This window comes from Pseudomonas sp. MDV22-iso1 (assembly GCF_058145095.1).
The window spans coordinates 71,125-92,366 of sequence record NZ_JBYVMF010000020.1; the positions used below are offsets into that span (position 1 = coordinate 71,125).

A 21,242-nucleotide genomic window follows, 5' to 3' on the forward strand; every position below is an offset into this window, starting at 1 on the left:
CATGACTCTTCAACAATCCCGTCGCCTGCAAAGCCTGCTGCTCGGCACCCTGGCCTGGGCCATCGCGATCCTGATTTTCTTCCCGATCTTCTGGGTGGTGCTGACCAGTTTCAAAACCGAAATCGACGCCTTCGCCACGCCTCCGCAGTTCATTTTCACGCCGACGCTGGAGAACTACCTGCACATCAATGAGCGCAGCGATTACTTCAGCTTTGCCTGGAACTCGGTGGTGATTTCTTTCAGCGCCACCGCCCTGTGCCTGTTGATCGCGGTGCCTGCGGCCTATTCCATGGCGTTCTACGAAACCCAACGCACCAAAGGCACGTTGCTGTGGATGCTCTCCACCAAAATGCTGCCACCGGTGGGCGTGCTGATGCCGATCTACCTGCTGGCCAAGAGCCTCGGGCTACTGGATACGCGCATCGCGTTGATCATCATTTACACGCTGATCAATCTGCCGATCGTGGTCTGGATGATTTACACCTACTTCAAAGACATCCCCAAAGACATCCTCGAAGCCGCGCGTCTGGACGGGGCCACGCTGTGGCAGGAAATGGTCCGCGTGCTGCTGCCGATCGCCAAGGGCGGCCTGGCGTCCACGGTACTGCTGTCGCTGATCCTGTGCTGGAACGAGGCGTTCTGGTCGTTGAACCTGACCTCGTCGAAAGCCGCGCCACTGACCGCGCTGATTGCCTCGTACTCGAGCCCCGAAGGTCTGTTTTGGGCCAAGTTGTCGGCAGTCTCGACGCTGGCCTGCGCGCCGATCCTGATTTTTGGCTGGATCAGCCAGAAACAACTGGTGCGCGGCCTGTCGTTTGGCGCTGTGAAATGAACATCCCGAACCCAATGCCATTCCCTGTAGGAGCGAGCCTGCTCGCGATGAGGCCGTGTCAGTCGACATCATTGTTGAATGACACTCCGCTATCGCGAGCAGGCTCACTCCTACAAAAAAGCTCGCCCGGCTCAAACGAATAACAATACTGCGGAGGCCCATCATCATGGCCAACCTGAAAATCAAGAATCTGCAAAAAGGCTTCGAAGGCTTTTCCATCATCAAGGGCATCGACCTGGAAGTGAACGACAAGGAATTCGTGGTGTTCGTCGGCCCGTCGGGTTGCGGCAAATCCACCCTGTTGCGCCTGATTGCGGGTCTGGAAGAAGTCAGCGGCGGCACCATCGAACTGGATGGCCGTGACATCACCGAAGTCAGCCCTGCCAAGCGCGACCTCGCGATGGTGTTCCAGACTTACGCCCTGTACCCGCACATGAGCGTGCGCAAAAACATGTCGTTTGCCCTGGACCTGGCCGGTGTATCTAAAGCCGAGGTAGAGAAGAAAGTCGGTGAAGCCGCCCGCATCCTCGAACTCGGGCCGATGCTGGAACGCAAGCCTAAACAATTGTCTGGCGGGCAGCGTCAACGCGTGGCCATCGGCCGGGCCATCGTGCGCAACCCGAAGATTTTTCTGTTCGACGAACCGCTGTCCAACCTCGACGCCGCACTGCGGGTGCAGATGCGTCTGGAGTTGTTGCGACTGCATAAAGACCTGCAAGCGACGATGATCTACGTCACCCACGACCAGGTCGAAGCCATGACCATGGCTGACAAAGTCGTTGTGCTCAATGGCGGCAAGATCGAGCAAGTGGGCTCGCCACTGGACCTCTATCACCAGCCCGCCAACCTGTTTGTCGCAGGCTTTCTCGGCACGCCGAAAATGGGCTTCCTGAAAGGCAAGATCACCCGCACCGACGGCCAGGGCTGCGAAGTGCTGCTGGACGCGGGCACGCGTATTACCTTGCCACTGTCCGGCGCGAACCTGAGCGTCGGTGGCGCCGTGACCCTGGGCATTCGCCCAGAACATCTGGAACTGGCGCAAACCGGTGATTGCACACTCAACGTCACCGCCGACGTCAGCGAACGCCTGGGCAGCGACACCTTCTGCCACGTCGTCACCTCCTCGGGTGAAGCACTGACGATGCGCGTTCGCGGCGACCTGGCCAGCCGTTATGGCGAGGCCCTGAGCCTGCACCTGGATGCTCAACACTGCCATTTGTTCGATGCCAACGGCGTGGCGTTGACGCGCCCGTTGCGTGCAGCGGCCTGATCTTAGAGAGCCTGTGATGAAACTCAATAAACAGAATATGCATCGCCTCGCTCCTGAGGTGGTCTTGCCTTCCTACACGCTCAGCGACACTCGCCAGGGTATCGCGCATATCGGCGTCGGTGGTTTTCACCGTGCGCACCAGGCGTATTACACCGACGCGCTGATGAACACCGGCGAAGGTCTGGACTGGGCGATTTGCGGGATAGGCCTGCGTGCCGAAGACCGTCGCGCCCGGGATGACCTCAAGGAGCAGGATTGCCTGTTCACACTGTTTGAACTGGGCGACACCGACGACACTGAAGTCCGGGTCATCGGCGCGATACGCGACATGTTGTTGGCTGAAGATGGCGCCGAGGCACTGATCGCCAAACTCGCGAACCCGCAGATTCGTATTGTCTCGCTGACCATCACCGAAGGCGGTTACTGCATCGATGACAGTAACGGCGAGTTCATGGCCCATCTGCCGCAGATCCAGCATGATCTGGCGAACCCGGACAATCCGAAAACCGTGTTCGGCTTCCTCTGCGCCGCGCTGGCCCGACGGCGGGCCGCCGGCATCCCGGCGTTCACCTTGATGTCCTGCGATAACCTGCCGCACAACGGCGCCGTCACCCGTAAAGCCCTGCTGGCGTTCGCCGAATTGCGTGATGCTGATCTGCGCGACTGGATCGCTGACAACGTGAGCTTCCCCAATGCCATGGTCGACCGCATCACGCCGATGACCAGCACCGAACATCGCCTGCAACTGGCTGACAAACACGCGGTGGACGACGCCTGGCCGGTGGTCTGTGAACCCTTTGTGCAGTGGGTACTGGAAGACCGGTTCGTCAACGGACGCCCGGCCTGGGAGAAGGTCGGCGTGCAGTTCACTGACGACGTGACGCCTTATGAAGAGATGAAAATCAAACTGCTCAACGGCAGCCACCTGGCGCTGACGTATCTCGGGTTTCTGAAGGGCTACCGCTTCGTTCACGAAACCATGAACGATCCGCTGTTTGTGCGTTACATGCGTGCCTACATGGACCTGGACGTGACGCCGCAACTCTCACCCGTGCCGGGAATTGACTTGACCGATTACAAGAACACGCTGGTTAAGCGGTTCTCCAATCAGGCGATTGCCGACCAACTGGAGCGGGTCTGTTCGGATGGCTCGTCGAAGTTTCCCAAGTTCACCGTGCCGACCATCAATCGGTTGATTGCCGATGGTCGGGACACACGGCGTGCAGCGTTGGTGGTGGCGGCCTGGGCGTTGTATCTGAAGGGTGTCGATGAGCATGGGGAGACGTTTTCAATCCCCGATCCGCGGGCGGTGTATTGCCAGGCGCTGGTGGCGGAGGATGCGCTGATCACGCAGCGGTTGTTGGCGGTCGAGGAGATTTTTGGCACGGCGATTCCGAACTCTCCCGAATTTGTGGCGGCGTTTGAATGGTGCTGCAACAGTTTGCGCGAGGTGGGGGTGTCGCGGACGTTGGAGCGGATTTTGGATTGAGTGCGGCGGTGAACCGGCTGCCGCCATCGCTAGCAAGCTAGCTCCCACAGGGGCATTGCGAACGCCACAACCCAGTGTGGGAGCTAGCCTGCTGGCGATAGCTTTCTGACAGGCACCACTGACATCGAATGTGTATTCCTATCGACTCGAAGACCCAAGGATCTCCCATGGCAAACCAACACCTGTTCCTGGGCATCGACTGCGGCACCCAAGGCACCAAAGCCATCATCCTCGACGCTGTCAGTGGTCAGGTCATAGGCCAGGGAGCCGCTCCGCACACGCTGATCAGCGGCGCCAATGGCCGGCGTGAACAAGACACAAATGAATGGACCGAGGCCTTTTGCCTGGCGACTCGCCGTGCGCTGCTCGCGGCCAATGTCGACGGTCAGGACATCCTCGGCATCGGTGTTTCCGGGCAGCAACACGGCCTGGTCCTGCTCGACGATCAAGGTCAGGTACTGCGTCCGGCCAAGTTGTGGTGTGACACCGAATCCACCCCGCAGAATGAACGCCTGCTGGCTCATCTGGGCGGTGAAGAAGGCTCCCTGGAACGTCTCGGCATCGTCATCGCACCCGGCTACACCGTTTCCAAACTGCTCTGGACCAAGGAACAGCACCCACAGATATTCGCCCGAATCGCACGCATCCTGTTGCCCCATGACTACCTTAATTACTGGCTCACTGGCCGCAGTTGCAGCGAATACGGCGACGCATCCGGCACCGGCTATTTTAACGTGCGCACCCGTCAGTGGGATTTGCAGCTGCTGCGCGACATTGATCCCACCGGACGTTTGCAAGCCGCACTTCCGGAGTTGATAGACGCTCATGAAGCGGTCGGTACCGTCCTTGGGAGCATCGCAGAGCGCTTGGGCATCAATCCGAACGCAACAGTTTCCAGTGGTGGCGGTGACAACATGATGGGCGCCATTGGCACCGGCAACATCAAGCCCGGCACCATCACCATGAGCCTGGGGTCTTCGGGGACGGTTTACGCTTACGCCGATCAGCCGAAAGTCAGCAAGGATGCGTCGGTGGCGACGTTCTGCTCCTCGACCGGTGGGTGGTTGCCACTGATTTGCACCATGAACCTGACCAACGCCACTGGGGTGATTCGTGAGCTGTTCGACCTGACTATCGAGCAGTTCAACGAAAAAATTGCACAAGCTCCGATCGGCGCCGATGGCATTTGCATGCTGCCGTTTCTCAACGGCGAACGGGTGCCCGCCCTGCCCCATGCCACCGGTAGCCTGCTGGGGCTGACCATGACCAACCTGACCCAGGCCAATCTGTGTCGCGCCGTTGTCGAAGGCACCACCTTTGGTTTGCGTTACGGGCTGGACCTGTTACGCCACAATGGCTTAAAAAGCCTGCGCATCTGCCTGATCGGCGGCGGCTCGAAAAGCCCGGTTTGGCGGCAGATGGTCGCCGATATCATGAACACGCCAGTGATCTGCACCGAGCACAGTGAAGCCGCAGCGCTCGGCGCGGCGATTCAGGCGGCTTGGTGCACGTCCTGGGCAACTGGACACGAGGACAGCCTGGCGGATCTGTGCGAGCGCTGTGTAAAGCTCGACCTGGCCAGCGAAACCCTGCCGATTGCCGCCAATGTGGCAGCGTTCGAGCAGGCTTATGAGCGCTATCAACGGCATGTCGCAACACTTTAAAGAGCGAACAATTATGTATCTGGTGTGTGGTGAAGCGCTGTTCGATTTCTTCAGCGAAGACGATGCCAGCGGTCCGGCTTCCAAGGTTAATTTCAAGGCCATCGCTGGCGGCTCGCCGTTCAACGTGGCAGTAGGCTTGCGCCGTTTAGGCGTGGAAGCCGCGCTGTTTGCTGGGTTGTCCACCGACTATCTGGGCAGGCGCCTGCAGCAAGTACTGCGAGACGAAGGGGTGCGCCCGGAATTTTTGGTGGATTTCGCCGCACCGACCACCCTGGCGATGGTGGCCGTGGGTGCAAACGGCTCGCCTCACTACAGCTTTCGGGGTGAAGGCTGTGCGGATCGACAATTGAAACTGGAACATTTGCCGCCCTTGGGATCTGAGGTGAAGGGCTTGCACGTTGGCTCGTTCTCGCTGGTGGTGCAGCCGATTGCCGACACGCTGCTGGCGCTGGTGCAGCGTGAAAGTGGCAAGCGTCTGATCAGCCTGGACCCGAACGTGCGGCTGAATCCTGAGCCCGACATTGAGCTGTGGCGTTCGCGCATCGCGACGTTGGTCGAGCTTGCCGACCTGATCAAGGTCAGCGACGAAGACCTGAGCCTGTTGTACCCCGAACAAGAACCACAACGGGTGATTGAGGGCTGGCTGGAACATCGCTGCCAGCTGGTGTTCCTGACGCGCGGAGGCGAAGGCGCGACGGTGTTCAGTCGGCAGCACGGTTCATGGTCGGTGGCGGCGCGCCCGGTGGACATTGCTGACACGGTGGGCGCAGGCGATACCTTTCAGGCCGCGTTGATTGCGTGGCTGACCGAGCAGCAGATGGATTCGGTGGAAGGGGTGCAGCGGCTGCCGCGTGAGCAGATTGAGGCGATGCTGAAATTTGCAGTGCAAGCGGCGGCGTTGACCTGCAGCAAGACGGGGCCGGATCTGCCGTATCGGCATCAACTGGATCTTTGATGAAGCCATGGCCTCATCGCGAGCAAGCTCGCTCCCACATTCGTTGCGTGTCGGCCAAAAGCTCGATATAACCTCAAACCCTTGTAGGAGTGAGCCTGCTCGCGATAGCGGATTATCAGGCGGTAGCAATGTTGAATATCTATCCCTCTCTACCAGCCGACAGGCGGCGCTCAAGCAGGTTAACCATCCCTTAACACTGCGGTCCAAAACTTTACTGGACCGCACGCCCTCAGACTTCTCTGACGCCCAGTGCGGCAGGCCCGACGATCGTCTCGTCGAGTTGACAGCCTTCTGCATTGGAGAAAGTTCATGAACGTGCGCACTGTACTGCTCGCTTCTTCCCTCGCCTTTACGGCATTTACCGGAATCGCAAACGCCAGCGACTCCGCGCAGACGCAAGCCGTGCCCTATCACTATGGAATGCCATTGCACGTGTCCAAGGTGGTCGCCTTGACCGAACCTTCGACACTGGACTGCAAAGTGGTGACGGCGGAAATGAAATACATCGACAACACGGGCAAACCCGCAGAAATCACCTATCGCAAATTATCCGATGCGTGCAGCTATCAGAATTGAAGCAATGTCTGGCCTGGTTGCCAGGCCAGACATTGAGGTGTGGGATTCTACGGCGAGCAACTACAGGGCTTTTCGATCGGGATGGAGTGTCTGAAGATGCGTTCGATGGTCAATGTCCGAACGCAACCCCGCGATCAGGTCATTGATCTCCCGGCTCCCATTGAGTTGCTTGGCGTCTATCCCGGTTTTGCACAGATCGAGCTGATCCGTTGCACCGTCGGAATAAACTTTTATGGTCATCGAAAGATCGGGTGTCAGCGTGCATTGGCAGCGTCTCGGCAGAAAGCTGCTTTCAATAATGTTACGAAGTTCCAAGGCAGACAAAAACATGGCGACCCTCTCCTTAATTTTGAGATAGCCAATCAAACTCGACACCGACTCAATAAACTGCACGGTCGGCTTAGGAGTAGATACAGCATAATTCATGCCTTGAAGTTCGCCGTGCAGCTCATCGGCAAATCAATGCGTTAGCAACCCGACTGAAAAAAGCCTCATGCAATTTGCAAGAAACCCAGTTTGGGCACATGCAGAACGCAACCCTCTCATAACAGGTTTGCTATAAACGGCGACGAAAGCAAGAATGCGGGGAATACATCCAGTATCCGCTCACCCCACTCACAAGCAAGGAGGCATCATGGGTTCTGTGACCTTTAACACGACCGTCGGGCTAATAATTGCCGGGCTGTCCACCGTTGTACACGCTGCCAAACTCGAAGAAGTCGCGCCGTTCCCGAAACCTGAACAGGGTTTCACCCGGCAGGTCATTCATCTCCCGTCCCACCCTCAGGAAGAGAACTTCCAGGTTGAAATCCTCGCCGGCAAGACGCTGACGGTGGACTGCAATCGTCAGCGCCTGGGCGGCATTCTTGAGGAGAAGAATCTCGAAGGATGGGGTTATCCGTTTTACCGACTCGAAAAAGTCATCGGCCCGATGAGCACGATGATGGCCTGTCCGGATGGCAAGTCGAAACAAGACTTTGTACCGGTCGTAGGCGATGGATTCCTCCTGCGGTACAACAGCAAGCTGCCTATCGTGCTCTACGTGCCTGAAGACGTCGACGTCCGCTATCGGGTCTGGTCTGCATCGAGCAAAGTCGAAAAAGCCGTTCAAGAGTAAAGGTCGCCTCAGGCCGGCGCGCCGTTCAACGCGGCGCGTTCGGCCACATGCCGCAAACTGTCAAAATTGATGTTGGCGCCGGAGTCGATGGCGATCAGCGTCTTTCCTTTTGCTCGTGTCTGCGCCACGTACTTCTTGATACCGGCCACCGCCAGCGCACCGGAAGGTTCGGTGATCGAGCGGGTATCGTCGTAGATGTTCTTGATCGCGGCGCAGAGTTCATCGTTGCTGACGGTGATGACTTCATCGACACAAAACCGGCAAACCTCGAATCCATAAGCGCCGATCTGCGCCACGGCCACACCATCGGCAAAGGTGCCGACGCTCGGTAGCACCACACGTGTGCCCGCGCTTAATGCCGCGGCCAAACACGCAGAATGTTCGGATTCGACGCCGATGATGCGCACTTCGGGTCGCAGGTATTTCACATACGCCGCGATCCCGGCGATCAACCCTCCACCGCCTACCGGAACGAATATCGCGTCCAGCGGACCCTGATGCTGGCGAAGGATCTCCATGGCAACCGTGCCCTGCCCGGCAATCACGTCCGGGTCGTCGAAGGGTGAAACGAAGGTGCGCCCGGTTTCCTCCGCCAATTGCAACGCGTGGGCCAGGGCAAATGGAAAACTTTCCCCGTGCAACACCACTTCCGCCGCTCGACTGCGCACGCCAAGCACCTTCAACTCCGGAGTCTTGCAGGGCATCACGATGGTTGCGGCGATCCCCAGCTCAAGCGCCGCCAGTGCAACGCCCTGAGCATGATTGCCGGCAGAGGCGGTGATCACTCCCCGAGCCTTTTGCTCATCACTCAACTGCACCAGCTTGTTATAGGCACCGCGAATCTTGAAGGAGAAGGTCGGTTGCAGGTCCTCCCGCTTGAGCAGGACCTGATTGCCCAGCGCTGCGGATAAAGCCGGGGCAACTTGCAAGGGTGTTCGCACAGCCAGCTCGTAGACGGGCGCGGCGAGGATCTTTTTTACGTAGCGCTCAAGCAGGGTTTGCTGGCAGGGAGTGCTGTTCATTGTTATCTCCTGTGGTACACAGGCCGACGTAGGAGCGGCAGTTCCTACACCGACCGTGTTGATTCAAAACCCAGGAGACAGAAAGTAAAAACCCGCCTCTAGGGCGGGTTGGGTGCTGCAGTCGTGAGCTAGCCCGCCAAATAAGGAATGGCGGTAATAATGCTTGGCTGGCAACGCAATACGGTAAAAGTCATGTACGGAAATTAGCTGCCCGCTAATGGCAAGTCAATGGCCAATTCAATCTCGGTTAAACGCAAAACCTAGTAGCAGCTAGCGAAGCCTGTGGCGAGGGGATTTATCCCCGTTCGATTGCGAAGCAGTCGTATAGTTTTGGGGCCGCTGCGCGACCCAGCGGGGATAAATCCCCTCGCCACACCTCAGCCGGACGCCTGCTGCTACAAAGTTCGTTATGCAGGGTTACATCAATCCAACCTTATACAGCGCTCCATCGCTTTCATCGGTCAGTACGTACAGATAACCGTCGGGCCCCTGCCGCACATCACGAATGCGCTTGTTAAGCTCCCCCATCAACCGTTCTTCGTGAACGACCCGGTCGCCATCGAATTGCAGCCGGATCAGCTCCTGAGTCACCAGCGCTCCGATAAACACGTTGTGCTGCCAGACCTTGAAACGGTCGGCGTCGTAGAACGCCATACCGCTGAGACCCGGGGATTTTTCCCAGACATGGTGCGGCGCCACGGTGCCTTCAGTGGCCTTGCCCTTGGATTCCGGAATCGGCTGGCCTGAATAGTTGATGCCGTGGGTTGCCATCGGCCAGCCGTAATTCTTGCCGCGCTCGATGATGTTGATCTCGTCACCGCCCCGTGGCCCATGCTCGTTCTCCCACAGGACGCCCGTCCAGGGATTGAGCGCAGCGCCTTGCGGATTGCGCTGGCCATAGGACCAGATTTCCGGGCGAACGCCAGATTGCCCGACAAAGGGGTTGTCGTCCGGCACCTTGCCATCCGGGTAGATTCGCACCACTTTGCCTTGCAGTTTATCGAGGTCCTGGGCCGTTGCCCGGTCGTTGTTCTCACCCAGGGTGATGAACAAATAACCGTCACGGTCGAACACCAGTCGCGAACCAAAGTGGTTGCCCACCGACAGCTTTGGCTCCTGGCGGAAGATCACTTTGAAGTTCTTCAGGGTAGTCAGGTCCTCGGAGAGTTGACCGCGACCAACCGCCGTCCCGGCCTTGTCACCCTCACCCCCGCCTTCTGCATACGACAGGTAGACCGTGCGGTCTTGCTTGAAGTCAGGTGACAGCACCACATCCAGCAAGCCGCCCTGCCCCTTGGCCCAGACTTTCGGAACGCCATTAATAGGGGACGAAAGTTTGCCATCGGCGCTGACGACCCGCAGGTTGCCGGGTCGCTCGGTCACCAGCATGCCTTGCCGATCCGGAAGAAAGGCCAGTGCCCAGGGATGATCCAGCCCTTGAGTGATGGTCGTGACTTCGAGTGTGCCTTGCTCGCTCTTCAGTTCCTGGGTCGGCGCCGCCATGACAGGCGATGCGGTGGTGAGTATCGCGCTGGCGCAAAATGTCGCCAGGAGGGTTTTTCGCAACATGCACAATTCCTTATGTCGTAAAAAAAACTGGCAATACCTCAGCCCGGCCGTTCAGCGATTGCTGGTATCGGCATCCCGATGCGGTGGGTTGGGTATGAATTTGGGTGGGCTGCCGGGCACGGTTCTATTCGGATAACCATTACCGATACCACCGTTATCCAGTGTCGGAGTACGCGGCACGGGCACGGTGTTGGGCCCGCGAATGACCGGTGCGGCAGGCTGTGTGCCTTGCATGCTATTGGGGTTCGCCCGGCGAATCGGGCTGTTGTAAGGATTGCTGGACGTACCCGTAGGGCTTTGGGCCAACAGCAGCGGTGACGAGGACAATGCGACGTCGGCCTGGGCCATATTGCCCAGCACGCCGCTCAACAACAGCAACGTGGCGCCAAACGCAATCGTGTTCATTGAGGTGAACCTCTCGACGTGTTCGTAGATAGGGTCTTCGATGTCACGCTACGCCCGGGGTTCTGTTTTGTTAACTAAAACCTCTTTCAGAACATGTAACACGAGTTGACGGTGTGATTGATCCGTACACCGGCCGGGCTTCAACGCGCTGAAACTTTTGCTCAGCGTCACGGGTCACCTGAACATCACTCATGAGTAGACGACCATGGCACGGGCAATCTGGAAAGGCGCAATCAGTTTCGGTCTGGTGCATATCCCTGTAGCGCTGGTCTCGGCGACGTCTTCCCAGGGGGTGGATTTCGACTGGCTCGACAGTCGCAGCATGGATCCCGTGGGCTACAAACGCATTAATAAGGTCACGGGCAAGGAAGTGACCAAGGAGCACATTGTCAAAGGCGTGCAATACGAAAAGGGCCGTTATGTGGTCTTGAGCGAAGAAGAAATCAAGTCCGCGCACCCGTTGTCCACGCAGACCATCGACATTTTTTCCTTTGTCGACAGCGACCAGATTCCACTGCAGAACATCGACACGCCCTACTACCTGGCGCCCGATAAACGCGGTGGCAAGGTCTACGCATTGCTGCGCGAGACCCTCAGCAAAACCAACAAAGTGGCGCTCGCTCACGTGGTCCTGCACACCCGTCAGCATCTGGCGGCGCTGATGCCGCTTGAATCGGCGATGGTGTTGGTGATGTTGCGCTGGCCGGAAGAAGTACGCAGCCTCGACACCCTTGAATTGGGCAGCGAAGTCACTGAGCCGAAACTGGCCAAAGGTGAACTCGACATGGCCAAGCGCCTGGTGCAGGACATGAGCGGTGACTGGTCGCCCGAGGATTATCGCGACAGCTTCGAGGACAAGATCATGTCGTTGGTCGAGAAGAAAGCCAATGAAGGCAAGATCGAGGATGTGGAAACGGCGACGGGCGAGGAAGAGCGCAAGACAGCGGATGTGATCGATTTGACCGAGTTGCTAAAACGGAGCCTGGGTGGGAAAGCGGCGGCCAAGCCTGCGGCGAAATCAAAACCTGCCGCGAAGACCGCTACGGCGAAAAAAGCCACGAAGCGTTCCAGTGGCTGATTAATTCAAGCATCTCTATCAGGTTGTGGGTGATGTGACTGACGCCATCGCGAGCAAGCTCGACTCCCACAGGTGACGGGTGTCTACTGTTAAAACCCGGTCAGCTGTGGGAGCCGAGCTTGCTCGCGATGAGGCCAAGGGCTGCAACACATCAGTCAGATCAAGACAAACACCGCCAACAACCCACCCAGTACCGCCCACTTCTCCAGGTAATACAGCTTGCGGTTGCGCTTCTTCAGCGCCTTGCCTCGAAGTCGAATCTTGTAGATCCGGGCAAACAACCGGTTGATCCCGCCCGTTTTGTCGCCCGCATCATTCGGCGCGCCCGCGGCCGACATCACATGACGGCTGAACCAGCCATTGAACGCAGCGGCCCAGCGATACCTCATTGGCCGCTCGACATCGCAGAACAAGATAATGCGGTTCTGCTGGGTGGTGTTTTCGGCGTAATGAATGAACGTCTCGTCAAACATCACCGCTTCGCCATCGCGCCAGTGGTAGTTCTGACCGTCGACATTGATGTAGCAACCCGCATCATTGGGTGTTTCCAGTCCCAGGTGATAACGGTACGACCCGGCGTAGGGATCGCGATGGCGAACCAGTTTCGCGCCCGGTGGCAGCTCCGCGAACATCGCAGCCTTGATCGAACCGATGCTCTGTACCAGTTCGGTCGTGCGGGGACAGAGTTTCATCGCTGAAGGATGACTGTCGCCATACCATTTGAGGTAGAAGCGTTTCCAGCCAGTCTTGAAGAATGAGTTGAAACCCACATCGTCGTATTGTTGGGAGCGCTTGATCTCCCCAGCCTTGATCAGGTTGCGCCCTTCTTCGCGAATCTCTTCCCAATGCGCCTGCAAAGGACTCAGATCAGGGAAATCGGCCGGATTGAGGTAAGGTTTGTTGGGGATTTTCGAACACAGGTAAAGGAAGCAATTGACCGGCGCCAGAAACGTTGAATGATCGCTCAGCTGGCGCCCCAACTTGTGGCGCACCCGCCCGCGCAGATGCACGTAGGCAATCGATAGCACGTAGATGGCAGCAATAATGAGTTTCACGGAATCGTCACACGCCAGAAGTGAACAAACGTAGTCCATACCTGTCGGCATAGGCTGACAGGGCATTTTAGCCACGCCTTGTAACCAGTTGTTAGCATTGAGATGTGAAAATATGTCCGCTGATACCGCCAAAATACCCGTGCGGCCTCAACGCCCTATCGTTTAAAGAGCCAGACCAGTACAATCGCCGCCAAACATTACGCGCCCCCCTTGGTTGATGACGGGAATGAACCCCGCCTCAGCGCACTTAGACTCGGGCCAAGCGCTCCATATGCTGCTGTCCACTTATTGCCAGATGGACCTTCCGCTTCTGACCGGGATGTATGTCCCGTGGTTTGAATAACGGAAACGGGTACTGAATCGGTACTGCCGCAACCCTAGCTACTCTGAATGCTTCGCAGGAAAAACCTTTGATCTCTACAGCTAACATCACGATGCAGTTCGGCGCCAAGCCGCTATTCGAAAACGTTTCGGTCAAATTCGGCGCGGGCAACCGTTACGGCCTGATCGGCGCCAACGGTTGCGGCAAGTCGACCTTCATGAAAATCCTCGGTGGCGATCTCGAGCCATCCGGTGGCCAGGTCATGCTCGAGCCGAACGTGCGTCTGGGTAAATTGCGCCAGGACCAGTTCGCCTACGAAGAATTCACCGTGATCGACACCGTGATCATGGGTCACGAAGAGCTGTGGAAGGTGAAGGCCGAGCGCGACCGCATCTACTCGCTGCCGGAAATGACCGAAGAAGACGGCATGGCCGTAGCTGAGCTTGAAACCGAGTTCGCCGAAATGGACGGCTACACCGCCGAATCCCGTGCCGGTGAACTGCTGCTGGGTCTGGGTATCGGCATCGAGCAGCACTTCGGCCCGATGAGCGAAGTGTCTCCTGGCTGGAAACTGCGCGTATTGCTGGCTCAGGCACTGTTCTCCGATCCTGAAGTGCTGTTGCTCGACGAACCGACCAACCACCTGGACATCAACACCATCCGCTGGCTGGAAAACATCCTGACCCAGCGCTCCAGCCTGATGATCATCATCTCCCACGACCGTCACTTCCTGAACAGCGTGTGCACCCACATGGCTGACCTGGATTACGGCGAACTGCGTCTGTTCCCGGGCAACTACGACGAGTACATGACCGTGGCGACTCAGTCCCGCGAGCAATTGCTGTCGGACAACGCCAAGAAGAAAGCACAGATTTCGGAACTGCAATCGTTCGTCAGCCGTTTCTCGGCCAACGCCTCGAAAGCCAAGCAAGCGACCTCCCGCGCCAAGGCGATCGACAAGATCCAGTTGGCCGAGGTCAAGCCTTCGAGCCGTGTGAGCCCGTTCATCCGTTTCGAACAAACCAAGAAGCTGCACCGTCAGGCGGTCATCGTCGAGCGCATGGCCAAAGGCTTCGACGGCAAGCCGCTGTTCAAGGATTTCAGCTTCCAGGTTGAAGCGGGCGAGCGCGTGGCGATCATCGGCCCGAACGGTATCGGTAAAACCACCCTGCTGCGCACCCTGGTCAACGAACTGACCCCGGATGCCGGCACCGTCAAGTGGACCGACGCCGCGGAACTGGGCTACTACGCCCAGGACCACGCACACGACTTCGAAGACGACTGCAACCTGTTCGACTGGATGGGCCAATGGACCCAGGGCGGCGAGCAAATCGTTCGTGGCACCCTCGGTCGCATGCTGTTCTCCAACGACGAGATCCTCAAGTCGGTCAAAGTGATCTCCGGTGGTGAACAAGGTCGCATGCTGTTCGGCAAGCTGATCCTGCAAAAGCCGAACGTGCTGATCATGGATGAACCGACCAACCACTTGGACATGGAATCCATCGAGGCACTGAACCTGGCGCTGGAGAACTACCCGGGCACGCTGATCTTCGTCAGCCACGACCGTGAGTTCGTATCGTCCCTGGCCACCCGCATCATCGAGTTGAGCCCAAGCGGCGTGATCGACTTCAGCGGGACCTATGACGACTACTTGCGTAGCCAGGGTGTTGTGTTTTAAGCGACTGCCAGCCTAAAAAGCCCTGTCCATGTGACGGGGCTTTTTATTGCCTGAAGATCAAAAGATCGCAGCCTTCGGCAGCTCCTACAGGGTACGCATCTCAGGGTAGGAGCTGCCGAAGGCTGTGATCTTTTGATTTTCGTTAGCCTGCTTTCTTTTATTATACGCCCGCGCCATGATGCAGTTCTCCCACCGCCGCCCGCGAACGAGACCTCATGTCTGTGCAGCAACTGCCACCACAAAGCTCCATAGCGATCACCCTGCAGATCGTCTCTATCGTTTTCTATACCTTTATTGCATTCCTCTGCATCGGCCTGCCGATCGCAGTGTTGCCCGGTTATGTCCACGATCAACTGGGGTTCAGCGCCATCGTGGCGGGGTTGACCATCGGTTGCCAATACCTCGCCACCCTCCTCAGCCGGCCCATGGCCGGGCGCATGTCGGACACCGTCGGCACCAAACGGGCGATCGTCTACGGCTTGTCGGGGATTGTGTTGAGCGGCGCGCTGACCCTGCTGTCAACGCTGCTGCAAAGCATGCCGCTCCTGAGCCTTCTGATCCTGATCGTCGGTCGTTTGTTGCTGGGTATCGCTCAAGGCTTGATCGGCGTCGGCACCATCAGCTGGTGCATGGGACAGGTCGGCGCGGAACACACCGCCCGTTCGATTTCCTGGAACGGAATCGCGTCCTATGGCGCCATCGCCATTGGCGCACCGCTGGGCGTGGTGATGGTCAGCGAGCTGGGGTTTGCCAGCCTGGGGATCGCCTTGTCGTTAATGGCCGCGGGCGCACTGTTGCTGATTCGCAACAAACCTTCTGTGCCCGTCATTCGTGGCGAGCGTCTGCCGTTTTGGGCAGTCTTCGGGCGAATTGCGCCGTACGGTGCGAGCCTGAGCCTGGCGTCCATCGGATACGGCACGCTGACGACCTTTATTGCCCTGTATTACGTTAACCGAGGCTGGGCCGGTGCGGCGTATTGCCTGACCGTGTTTGGTGTCTGTTTCATTCTGGCGCGGATACTGTTTATTTCGAGCATCAACCGTTTTGGTGGGTTCACCTCGGCGATTGCCTGCATGTGCATCGAAACGGCGGGTCTGACGCTGCTGTGGCTGGCCCCCTCAACCGGTTATGCCCTGTTAGGCGCCGGTTTGACCGGGTTCGGCCTGTCGCTGGTGTACCCGGCGCTGGGCGTGGAGGCGATCAAGCAGGTGCCGAACACCAGTCGCGGTGCGGGGCTGAGTGCGTATGCGGTGTTTTTTGATCTGGCACTGGCGATTGCCGGGCCGCTGATGGGGGCGGTAGCGCTGAATCTGGGCTATTCGTGGATTTTCTTTACCGCTGCATTGCTGTCGGTGACCGGTCTGGGCTTGACGCTCCTGTTGAAACGCCGCGCGATGGCCTGATTGACACTCATACTGAAACGCTGCGCATTAATTTGCTTGACCCAAAACCTACAGTTTCTTCGGTACAAAGTCATGCGGGCCGTGGTCGCTTATTGATCGGCTGTTTGCATACCGGCACGGGTCGATTTGCCCAGCGCATGGGAGAAGAACCGCCCCGCCTCGGAAATCATGTTGCGGTGAATGTCCTCACGATCCACGCCATCAGCATCGGTACACAGTGCCGGCATGGCCTGGATCTGTTCTTCATTGCAGGGCGCCATGAACACGAAGTGCCCTGCCCCTGCCAGCAACTTGAAGTCCGGTGCAATCGGCAGTTTGCGCGCCAGCGCTGCGGCATTTTTGTCGAAGGCCACCAGTTTGTCGCCGTCACCGCTGTAAAGCAGCACAGGCACGTGCACATCGGCCAGGGTATGGCGACCGAACTTGAGGCTCAGTGGCGCCATCAGCAGCAAGGCATGCACACGGGGATCGGCTACCGGTTGCAAATCGTCACGATCAACAATCAGTTCGCCCTTGGTGTTGCAGGCATCGCGATCGTCCGGACGTTCCTGGCAATAACGGCGCAGGCGATCCAGATCAGGGGTTGCACCGGAGAGGATCAACGCTGTCTCGCCGCCCGCCGAATAGCCAATTACACCCACCTGATCGGCATTGACGAACGGCGCCAGCATGGGATCGCCGAGGGTTGCGGTGATCGCTTCGGATATCTGGATCGGCCGGCCATAAAGGTTACTCAACGTGCCCAGGCGGCTGTGATCTTTGGAGTTGTCACCGGGATGGATCACTGCCACCACCACAAAACCCTTGCGCGCCAATGAAGTCATGAGGTCATGCAAGGCCAGCGGAGTGCCCGTATTACCGTGGGAAAGCATCAGCATCGGGAAACGGCCAATGGCGACCCGCGTATCTTCGCCTGCTTCGACGCTGTAGCCCTCAAGCTTGCTGGTGTGCTCCTTGTCGCTGGAGGGATAGAACGCAATGGCCCGCATGGGTTGCAGGTCCAGCGGATCGAGAAAACTCATCTCGTGGAAGCCGACGCTCCAGTGGGGATGAGGCGCAGGCGCGGCGTGCACTGAATTCAGGCTGCTGAGCAGGCAGATCAGTAATGCTGCACAAAGACGCACCATGGAACGCCACCTGTTACTTGATCAAAGACGATACTGCTTGATTGCATAAGCCAGGCCATGTCCGACAATTACCCGACATAGCCGGAAACAAAAAACTCCGTACCTGGAGCTTGCGCTACCAGAATACAGAGTTTTCAGGGTGTTGCCTCAAGCTGTTTTGGCGTCTTTACGCAAGCCTTACGCGGCCGCGAACAACTGCTGGCTGATGTGCGTGTGCGCATCGTTCATCGCTTTGGTGCGCACTTCGTCACCATAGGCCAGGCCTTCGGCGCGGACGAACTCGATATCGGTGATGCCGAGGAAGCCGAACACCAGCTTCAAGTATTCTTCGTGAGCGACACCGCTCGCTTGACCGGCGTGTAAACCACCGGATGTCGAGACGATGACCAGTTTCTTGCCGCCACAAAGACCTTCAGGACCGGCTTCGGTGTAACGAAAGGTCTGACCGGCAACAGCGATGCGGTCGATCCAGGCCTTCAGTTGGGTCGGAATCGTGAAGTTGTACATCGGTGCAGCAACGACCACAGCATCGGCGGCGAGGAATTCAGCCAGCGTCTGCGCGCTCAGGTCAGCTTCGTGCTGTTGTGCGGCGTTGCGCAGTTCGGCAGTCGTACCGGCGGCAACCAGTGTGGTGGAAGAAAAATGGCTGATGGCATCAGCGGCCAGGTCACGGTAGGTCACCACGGCGCTGGGGTCGGCCACTTGCCAGGCTTTGACGACTTCGCTGCTCAACTGACGGGAAGCCGAGTTGTCACCCAGAATGCTCGAATCGATATGCAAAAGTTTCATAAGAAGATCTCCAAGGTGAGGATCGCCAAGGGCGACCTGATGGAGAGAATCCTACCGATGAAACCAATAGCCGAGTAGTCGTCGATAATGCGATTATTCGTCTCACTGATAGAACAATCGGATATCACCATGCAAGACCTCAACGATCTCTACTATTTTGCCAAAGTAGTCGAAGCCGGTGGCTTCGCCGCTGCGGGACGTTTGCTGGGGATTCCCAAGTCGCGGCTGTCACGGCGTATAGCCGAGCTGGAAGAACGCCTGGGCGCGCGATTGCTGCAACGCACCACCCGCCAGCTCAATCTGACTGCCGTGGGTGAGCGCTACCTGCGCCACTGTCAGGCGATGTTGCTGGAGGCCGAAATGGCCGACGAAGCCGTGGCCAGTATGTCCAGTGAACCTCGGGGACGCCTGCGGGTGTCGTGCCCGGTCGGCCTGGCGCACGAAATCCTGCCCGGGGTGATCAGCAGCTTCCTTGAGCGATTTCCCCAGGTGCAGCTCGAAGTCATGCTGCTGAACCGCCGCGTCGACCTGGTGACCGAAGGCATTGACGTGGCTTTGCGCGTGCGCGAACTGGGCGATGAAGACCCGCAGCTGGTCACCCGGCGCCTGCGCCAGGCGCAAACGGCGCTGGTGGCCAGCCCTGAGTTCCTGCTGGGACGTGAGATCAACCACCCTGAAGATCTGAAAAGCCTACCAGTTCTGGGAGCCCTCGAAGCCGACCGCATGATGCATATCCGACTGCTTGACGAACACGGCAAAAGCTACGAACTCACTCTGGAACCGCGCCTGGGCATCGACGATTTCATCGTGCGCAAGGCCTGCACCCTCGCGGGCCAGGGTTTTACCCTGCTACCGATGATGTTTTGCGAACAGGAACTCGAAGAGGGCTCGCTGGTTCGACTGCTGCCAGGCTGGTCGCTGCCCGGCGGCTGGCTACAGGCGGTCTACCCTCATCGACGCGGTGTAATGCCGGCCGTTCGCGCCTGGATGGACCATTTGATCGAATCATTCGACGCGTGTGGGGACCGACTGATATGAAAGCTCGACGGATGAGCGAAGAGGATGTCGCACGATTTTGCCTCGCCCTGCCCGGTGCGCGGGAGGACTACAAATGGGGTGGCGTGCGGGTGTTTTCGATTGCGGGAAACAAGATGTTTGCCCTGCAGGGCTTGAGAGGAGACTCGCTGGCCTTCAAGGTCGATAAAGATCTGTTTCTGGGCCACTGCGATCGACCGGGCATACACCCGGCACCTTATCTGGCGCGGGCCCAATGGATCATCATGGAGACGCCCTACCCGCTGGGCGCCGATGAGCTGCAAGGCTTGCTGCAACGTTCCCACCAACTGGTGGTGAGCAAGTTGCCCAAACGCACCCAGATCGGCCTGCTGCTTTAGTGCACGCGCTTACGCTTAGAAGAGCGCAAACACATGAGCGCCGAGGAACAACTGGTCAATCCAGAACACCTGATGCAGCAACACGATGGCCCAGAACAGGACCTGGTAGGAAATCTTGCGGGTTTTGTGGCGAAACACTTGCTGCGCCACCAAGGCGCCCGGCCAACCGCCTGCAAGCTCTACCGCGTGCAGGACGTTCTCGGGCGTGCGCCAACGGGCGGTGCGCGCCTTGCGCTTGTCGCTCCAATAAAGGAAGAACGCCAGCACGCTGACGATCCCGTAGGCCGACAGGGGAATCAGCGAGATCCCCTGCAACCACATCGACAGCGAGCCCACCAACGGCAGCGCGCACACGATCGCAAATACCAGCCATTTCAGCCGCAGGTTCTGGATCTTGCCCCCAGAGTTACCTTCCGGGCGGTTGCGTGCGCTGCTGTCATTCATGGCTTGGCTGCGCTCCAGTCAACCCAGCCGAATTGCCAGGTGGCGAGGATCAGCAGACCGAATGCAATGCGATACCAGGCGAACACCGCATAGCTGTGGCTGGCGATGAACTTGAGCAAGCCACGCACGGCAATCATCGCGAAGATGAACGCAGTGACGAAGCCGACGGCAAACACCGGGAAATCCGCAGGCACGAACAAGTGCCGGTATTTGTACCCCGAGTAAACGGCCGCACCGACCATGGTCGGCATCGCCAGGAAGAACGAGAACTCCGTCGCAGTCTTGCGGGAAAGCCCGAACAGCAAGCCACCGATAATGGTCGATCCGGAGCGCGAAGTACCCGGAATCATCGCCAGGCACTGGGCAAAACCGACTTTCAGGGCGTCTTTCCAGGTGATCTCGTCGACCGTCTCGGCGTGCACTTCATGCTCGCGGCGCTCGGCCCACAACATGATGACCCCGCCGATAACCAGTGCCGTCGCCACGGTGATCGGGTTGAACAGATATTCTTTGATCATGTCAGCGAAGATCACGCCCAATACCACCGCCGGCATGAACGCAATCAACAGGTTGGCGGTAAACCGTCGAGCGCTGGGCTGGGTCGGCAGCCCGATGACCACGTCGAGGATCTTGCGGCGAAACTCCCACACCACCGCCAGGATTGCCCCGAGCTGAATAATGATGTTGAAGGCCATGGCCCGCTCACCACCGAAGTTGAGCAAGTCGGCCACAATAATCTGGTGGCCGGTACTGGAAATGGGCAGAAACTCCGTCAGCCCTTCTACAACGCCAAGTATCAATGCCTGAAAGGCGGTCCAAAGATCCATCAATCCCCCAAGAAGCGATGCACGCGGGCATGCCCCGTTAATATTTTTTCAGAACGTTTTTGCAATCAGCCTGGCTGTTGACCCCGCGCAAAAGTCTCCAGACGAAACCGTGAGAATCTCGTGAAAATTCAAGCTGGATTCAGGTTTTTCCGCGCGGGGCCGAAATCCTATCAGACAAGTCCCTTTTACGCTGCCGAGTATTGGGCTTGAGCCGCTACAGAAGACT

The 21,242-nt window shown here is 58.2% G+C and carries 20 protein-coding genes and 1 pseudogene; 12 read left to right on the forward strand and 9 right to left on the reverse strand.

Translation table 11 applies throughout. From position 1 onward, the window contains the following. Position 1 precedes the first annotated feature (1 nt). From AC3ZVB_RS21210 to AC3ZVB_RS21235, 6 genes are all read left to right on the forward strand, one after another. Entirely contained in the window at positions 2 to 832 is an 831-nt protein-coding gene (locus tag AC3ZVB_RS21210; protein ID WP_490147656.1) for a carbohydrate ABC transporter permease, read from the forward strand. 166 nt (positions 833 to 998) lie between these two features. Then, entirely contained in the window at positions 999 to 2,102 is a 1,104-nt protein-coding gene (locus AC3ZVB_RS21215; protein ID WP_490147657.1) for an ABC transporter ATP-binding protein, read from the forward strand. A 16-nt stretch (positions 2,103 to 2,118) separates the two neighbouring features. Further along, a complete protein-coding gene (locus tag AC3ZVB_RS21220) occupies positions 2,119 to 3,591 on the forward strand; it encodes a mannitol dehydrogenase family protein (RefSeq protein ID WP_490147658.1) in 1,473 nt (490 codons plus the stop codon). Positions 3,592 to 3,758: 167 nt separating this feature from the next. Beyond that, the gene (xylB, locus tag AC3ZVB_RS21225) at positions 3,759 to 5,255 is read left to right on the forward strand and encodes a xylulokinase (RefSeq protein ID WP_490147659.1); all 1,497 of its coding nucleotides are present in this window, start codon (positions 3,759 to 3,761) and stop codon (positions 5,253 to 5,255) included. 13 nt (positions 5,256 to 5,268) lie between these two features. Beyond that, a complete protein-coding gene (locus tag AC3ZVB_RS21230) occupies positions 5,269 to 6,210 on the forward strand; it encodes a carbohydrate kinase family protein (protein ID WP_490147681.1) in 942 nt (313 codons plus the stop codon). A 309-nt stretch (positions 6,211 to 6,519) separates the two neighbouring features. Continuing rightward, positions 6,520 to 6,786: a DUF2790 domain-containing protein gene (locus tag AC3ZVB_RS21235; protein WP_490147660.1), complete on the forward strand. Its 267-nt coding sequence runs from the start codon at positions 6,520 to 6,522 to the stop codon at positions 6,784 to 6,786. 60 nt (positions 6,787 to 6,846) lie between these two features. On the opposite strand, the gene AC3ZVB_RS21240 is transcribed toward AC3ZVB_RS21235, so the two are convergent. Continuing rightward, on the reverse strand, positions 6,847 to 7,116 hold the full coding sequence (locus AC3ZVB_RS21240) for a DUF1652 domain-containing protein (protein ID WP_162438220.1): 270 nt from the start codon (positions 7,114 to 7,116) through the stop codon (positions 6,847 to 6,849). 304 nt (positions 7,117 to 7,420) lie between these two features. Between AC3ZVB_RS21240 and eco the strand changes: the two genes are divergently transcribed. After that, positions 7,421 to 7,903, forward strand: a complete 483-nt coding sequence (gene eco / locus AC3ZVB_RS21245; protein ID WP_490147661.1) for a serine protease inhibitor ecotin — start codon at positions 7,421 to 7,423, stop codon at positions 7,901 to 7,903. A gap of 26 nt (positions 7,904 to 7,929) precedes the next feature. On the opposite strand, the pseudogene ilvA reads toward eco, so the two are convergent. The 3 genes and pseudogenes from ilvA to AC3ZVB_RS21260 form a co-directional block, all read right to left on the reverse strand. Then, a pseudogene (gene ilvA / locus AC3ZVB_RS21250) lies at positions 7,930 to 8,925 on the reverse strand (threonine ammonia-lyase, biosynthetic); the annotation flags it as partial. A 417-nt stretch (positions 8,926 to 9,342) separates the two neighbouring features. After that, positions 9,343 to 10,494, reverse strand: coding sequence for a PQQ-dependent sugar dehydrogenase (locus tag AC3ZVB_RS21255; RefSeq protein ID WP_490147662.1), 1,152 nt, complete (start codon positions 10,492 to 10,494; stop codon positions 9,343 to 9,345). Between the two features lie 51 nt (positions 10,495 to 10,545). Beyond that, positions 10,546 to 10,899, reverse strand: a complete 354-nt coding sequence (locus tag AC3ZVB_RS21260; RefSeq protein ID WP_490147663.1) for a hypothetical protein — start codon at positions 10,897 to 10,899, stop codon at positions 10,546 to 10,548. Between the two features lie 205 nt (positions 10,900 to 11,104). Between AC3ZVB_RS21260 and ku the strand changes: the two genes are divergently transcribed. After that, complete coding sequence (gene ku, locus AC3ZVB_RS21265; protein WP_162438190.1) at positions 11,105 to 11,977, forward strand: non-homologous end joining protein Ku; 873 nt, start codon at positions 11,105 to 11,107, stop codon at positions 11,975 to 11,977. 155 nt (positions 11,978 to 12,132) lie between these two features. Here ku and lpxO read toward each other — a convergent pair whose 3' ends face one another. Further along, positions 12,133 to 13,032, reverse strand: coding sequence for a lipid A hydroxylase LpxO (lpxO, locus tag AC3ZVB_RS21270; protein WP_194692158.1), 900 nt, complete (start codon positions 13,030 to 13,032; stop codon positions 12,133 to 12,135). 410 nt (positions 13,033 to 13,442) lie between these two features. Between lpxO and AC3ZVB_RS21275 the strand changes: the two genes are divergently transcribed. Then, on the forward strand, positions 13,443 to 15,032 hold the full coding sequence (locus AC3ZVB_RS21275) for an ABC-F family ATPase (protein WP_010460520.1): 1,590 nt from the start codon (positions 13,443 to 13,445) through the stop codon (positions 15,030 to 15,032). Positions 15,033 to 15,247: 215 nt separating this feature from the next. Further along, positions 15,248 to 16,435, forward strand: a complete 1,188-nt coding sequence (locus tag AC3ZVB_RS21280) for an MFS transporter (RefSeq protein ID WP_490147664.1) — start codon at positions 15,248 to 15,250, stop codon at positions 16,433 to 16,435. 89 nt (positions 16,436 to 16,524) lie between these two features. Here AC3ZVB_RS21280 and AC3ZVB_RS21285 read toward each other — a convergent pair whose 3' ends face one another. Together AC3ZVB_RS21285 and AC3ZVB_RS21290 are read right to left on the reverse strand one after the other, a co-directional pair. Next, a complete protein-coding gene (locus tag AC3ZVB_RS21285; protein ID WP_490147665.1) occupies positions 16,525 to 17,562 on the reverse strand; it encodes an alpha/beta hydrolase family protein in 1,038 nt (345 codons plus the stop codon). A 177-nt stretch (positions 17,563 to 17,739) separates the two neighbouring features. Continuing rightward, positions 17,740 to 18,351 (reverse strand): FMN-dependent NADH-azoreductase, encoded by a 612-nt coding sequence (locus AC3ZVB_RS21290; RefSeq protein WP_490147666.1) that lies wholly within the window; start codon positions 18,349 to 18,351, stop codon positions 17,740 to 17,742. A gap of 129 nt (positions 18,352 to 18,480) precedes the next feature. Between AC3ZVB_RS21290 and AC3ZVB_RS21295 the strand changes: the two genes are divergently transcribed. Together AC3ZVB_RS21295 and AC3ZVB_RS21300 are read left to right on the forward strand one after the other, a co-directional pair. Continuing rightward, the gene (locus AC3ZVB_RS21295; protein ID WP_490147667.1) at positions 18,481 to 19,389 is read left to right on the forward strand and encodes a LysR substrate-binding domain-containing protein; all 909 of its coding nucleotides are present in this window, start codon (positions 18,481 to 18,483) and stop codon (positions 19,387 to 19,389) included. After that, a complete protein-coding gene (locus AC3ZVB_RS21300) occupies positions 19,386 to 19,745 on the forward strand; it encodes an MmcQ/YjbR family DNA-binding protein (RefSeq protein WP_162438184.1) in 360 nt (119 codons plus the stop codon). Before AC3ZVB_RS21295 ends, AC3ZVB_RS21300 begins: the two co-directional genes overlap by 4 nt. A gap of 15 nt (positions 19,746 to 19,760) precedes the next feature. Here AC3ZVB_RS21300 and AC3ZVB_RS21305 read toward each other — a convergent pair whose 3' ends face one another. Further along, positions 19,761 to 20,189, reverse strand: coding sequence for a DUF1294 domain-containing protein (locus AC3ZVB_RS21305; protein WP_162438183.1), 429 nt, complete (start codon positions 20,187 to 20,189; stop codon positions 19,761 to 19,763). Next, positions 20,186 to 21,016 carry an undecaprenyl-diphosphate phosphatase gene (locus tag AC3ZVB_RS21310; protein ID WP_162438182.1) on the reverse strand — a complete coding sequence of 277 codons (831 nt, stop codon included), beginning with the start codon at positions 21,014 to 21,016 and terminating at the stop codon, positions 20,186 to 20,188. The genes AC3ZVB_RS21305 and AC3ZVB_RS21310 overlap by 4 nt, the downstream gene beginning before the upstream one ends. Positions 21,017 to 21,242 lie beyond the last annotated feature (226 nt).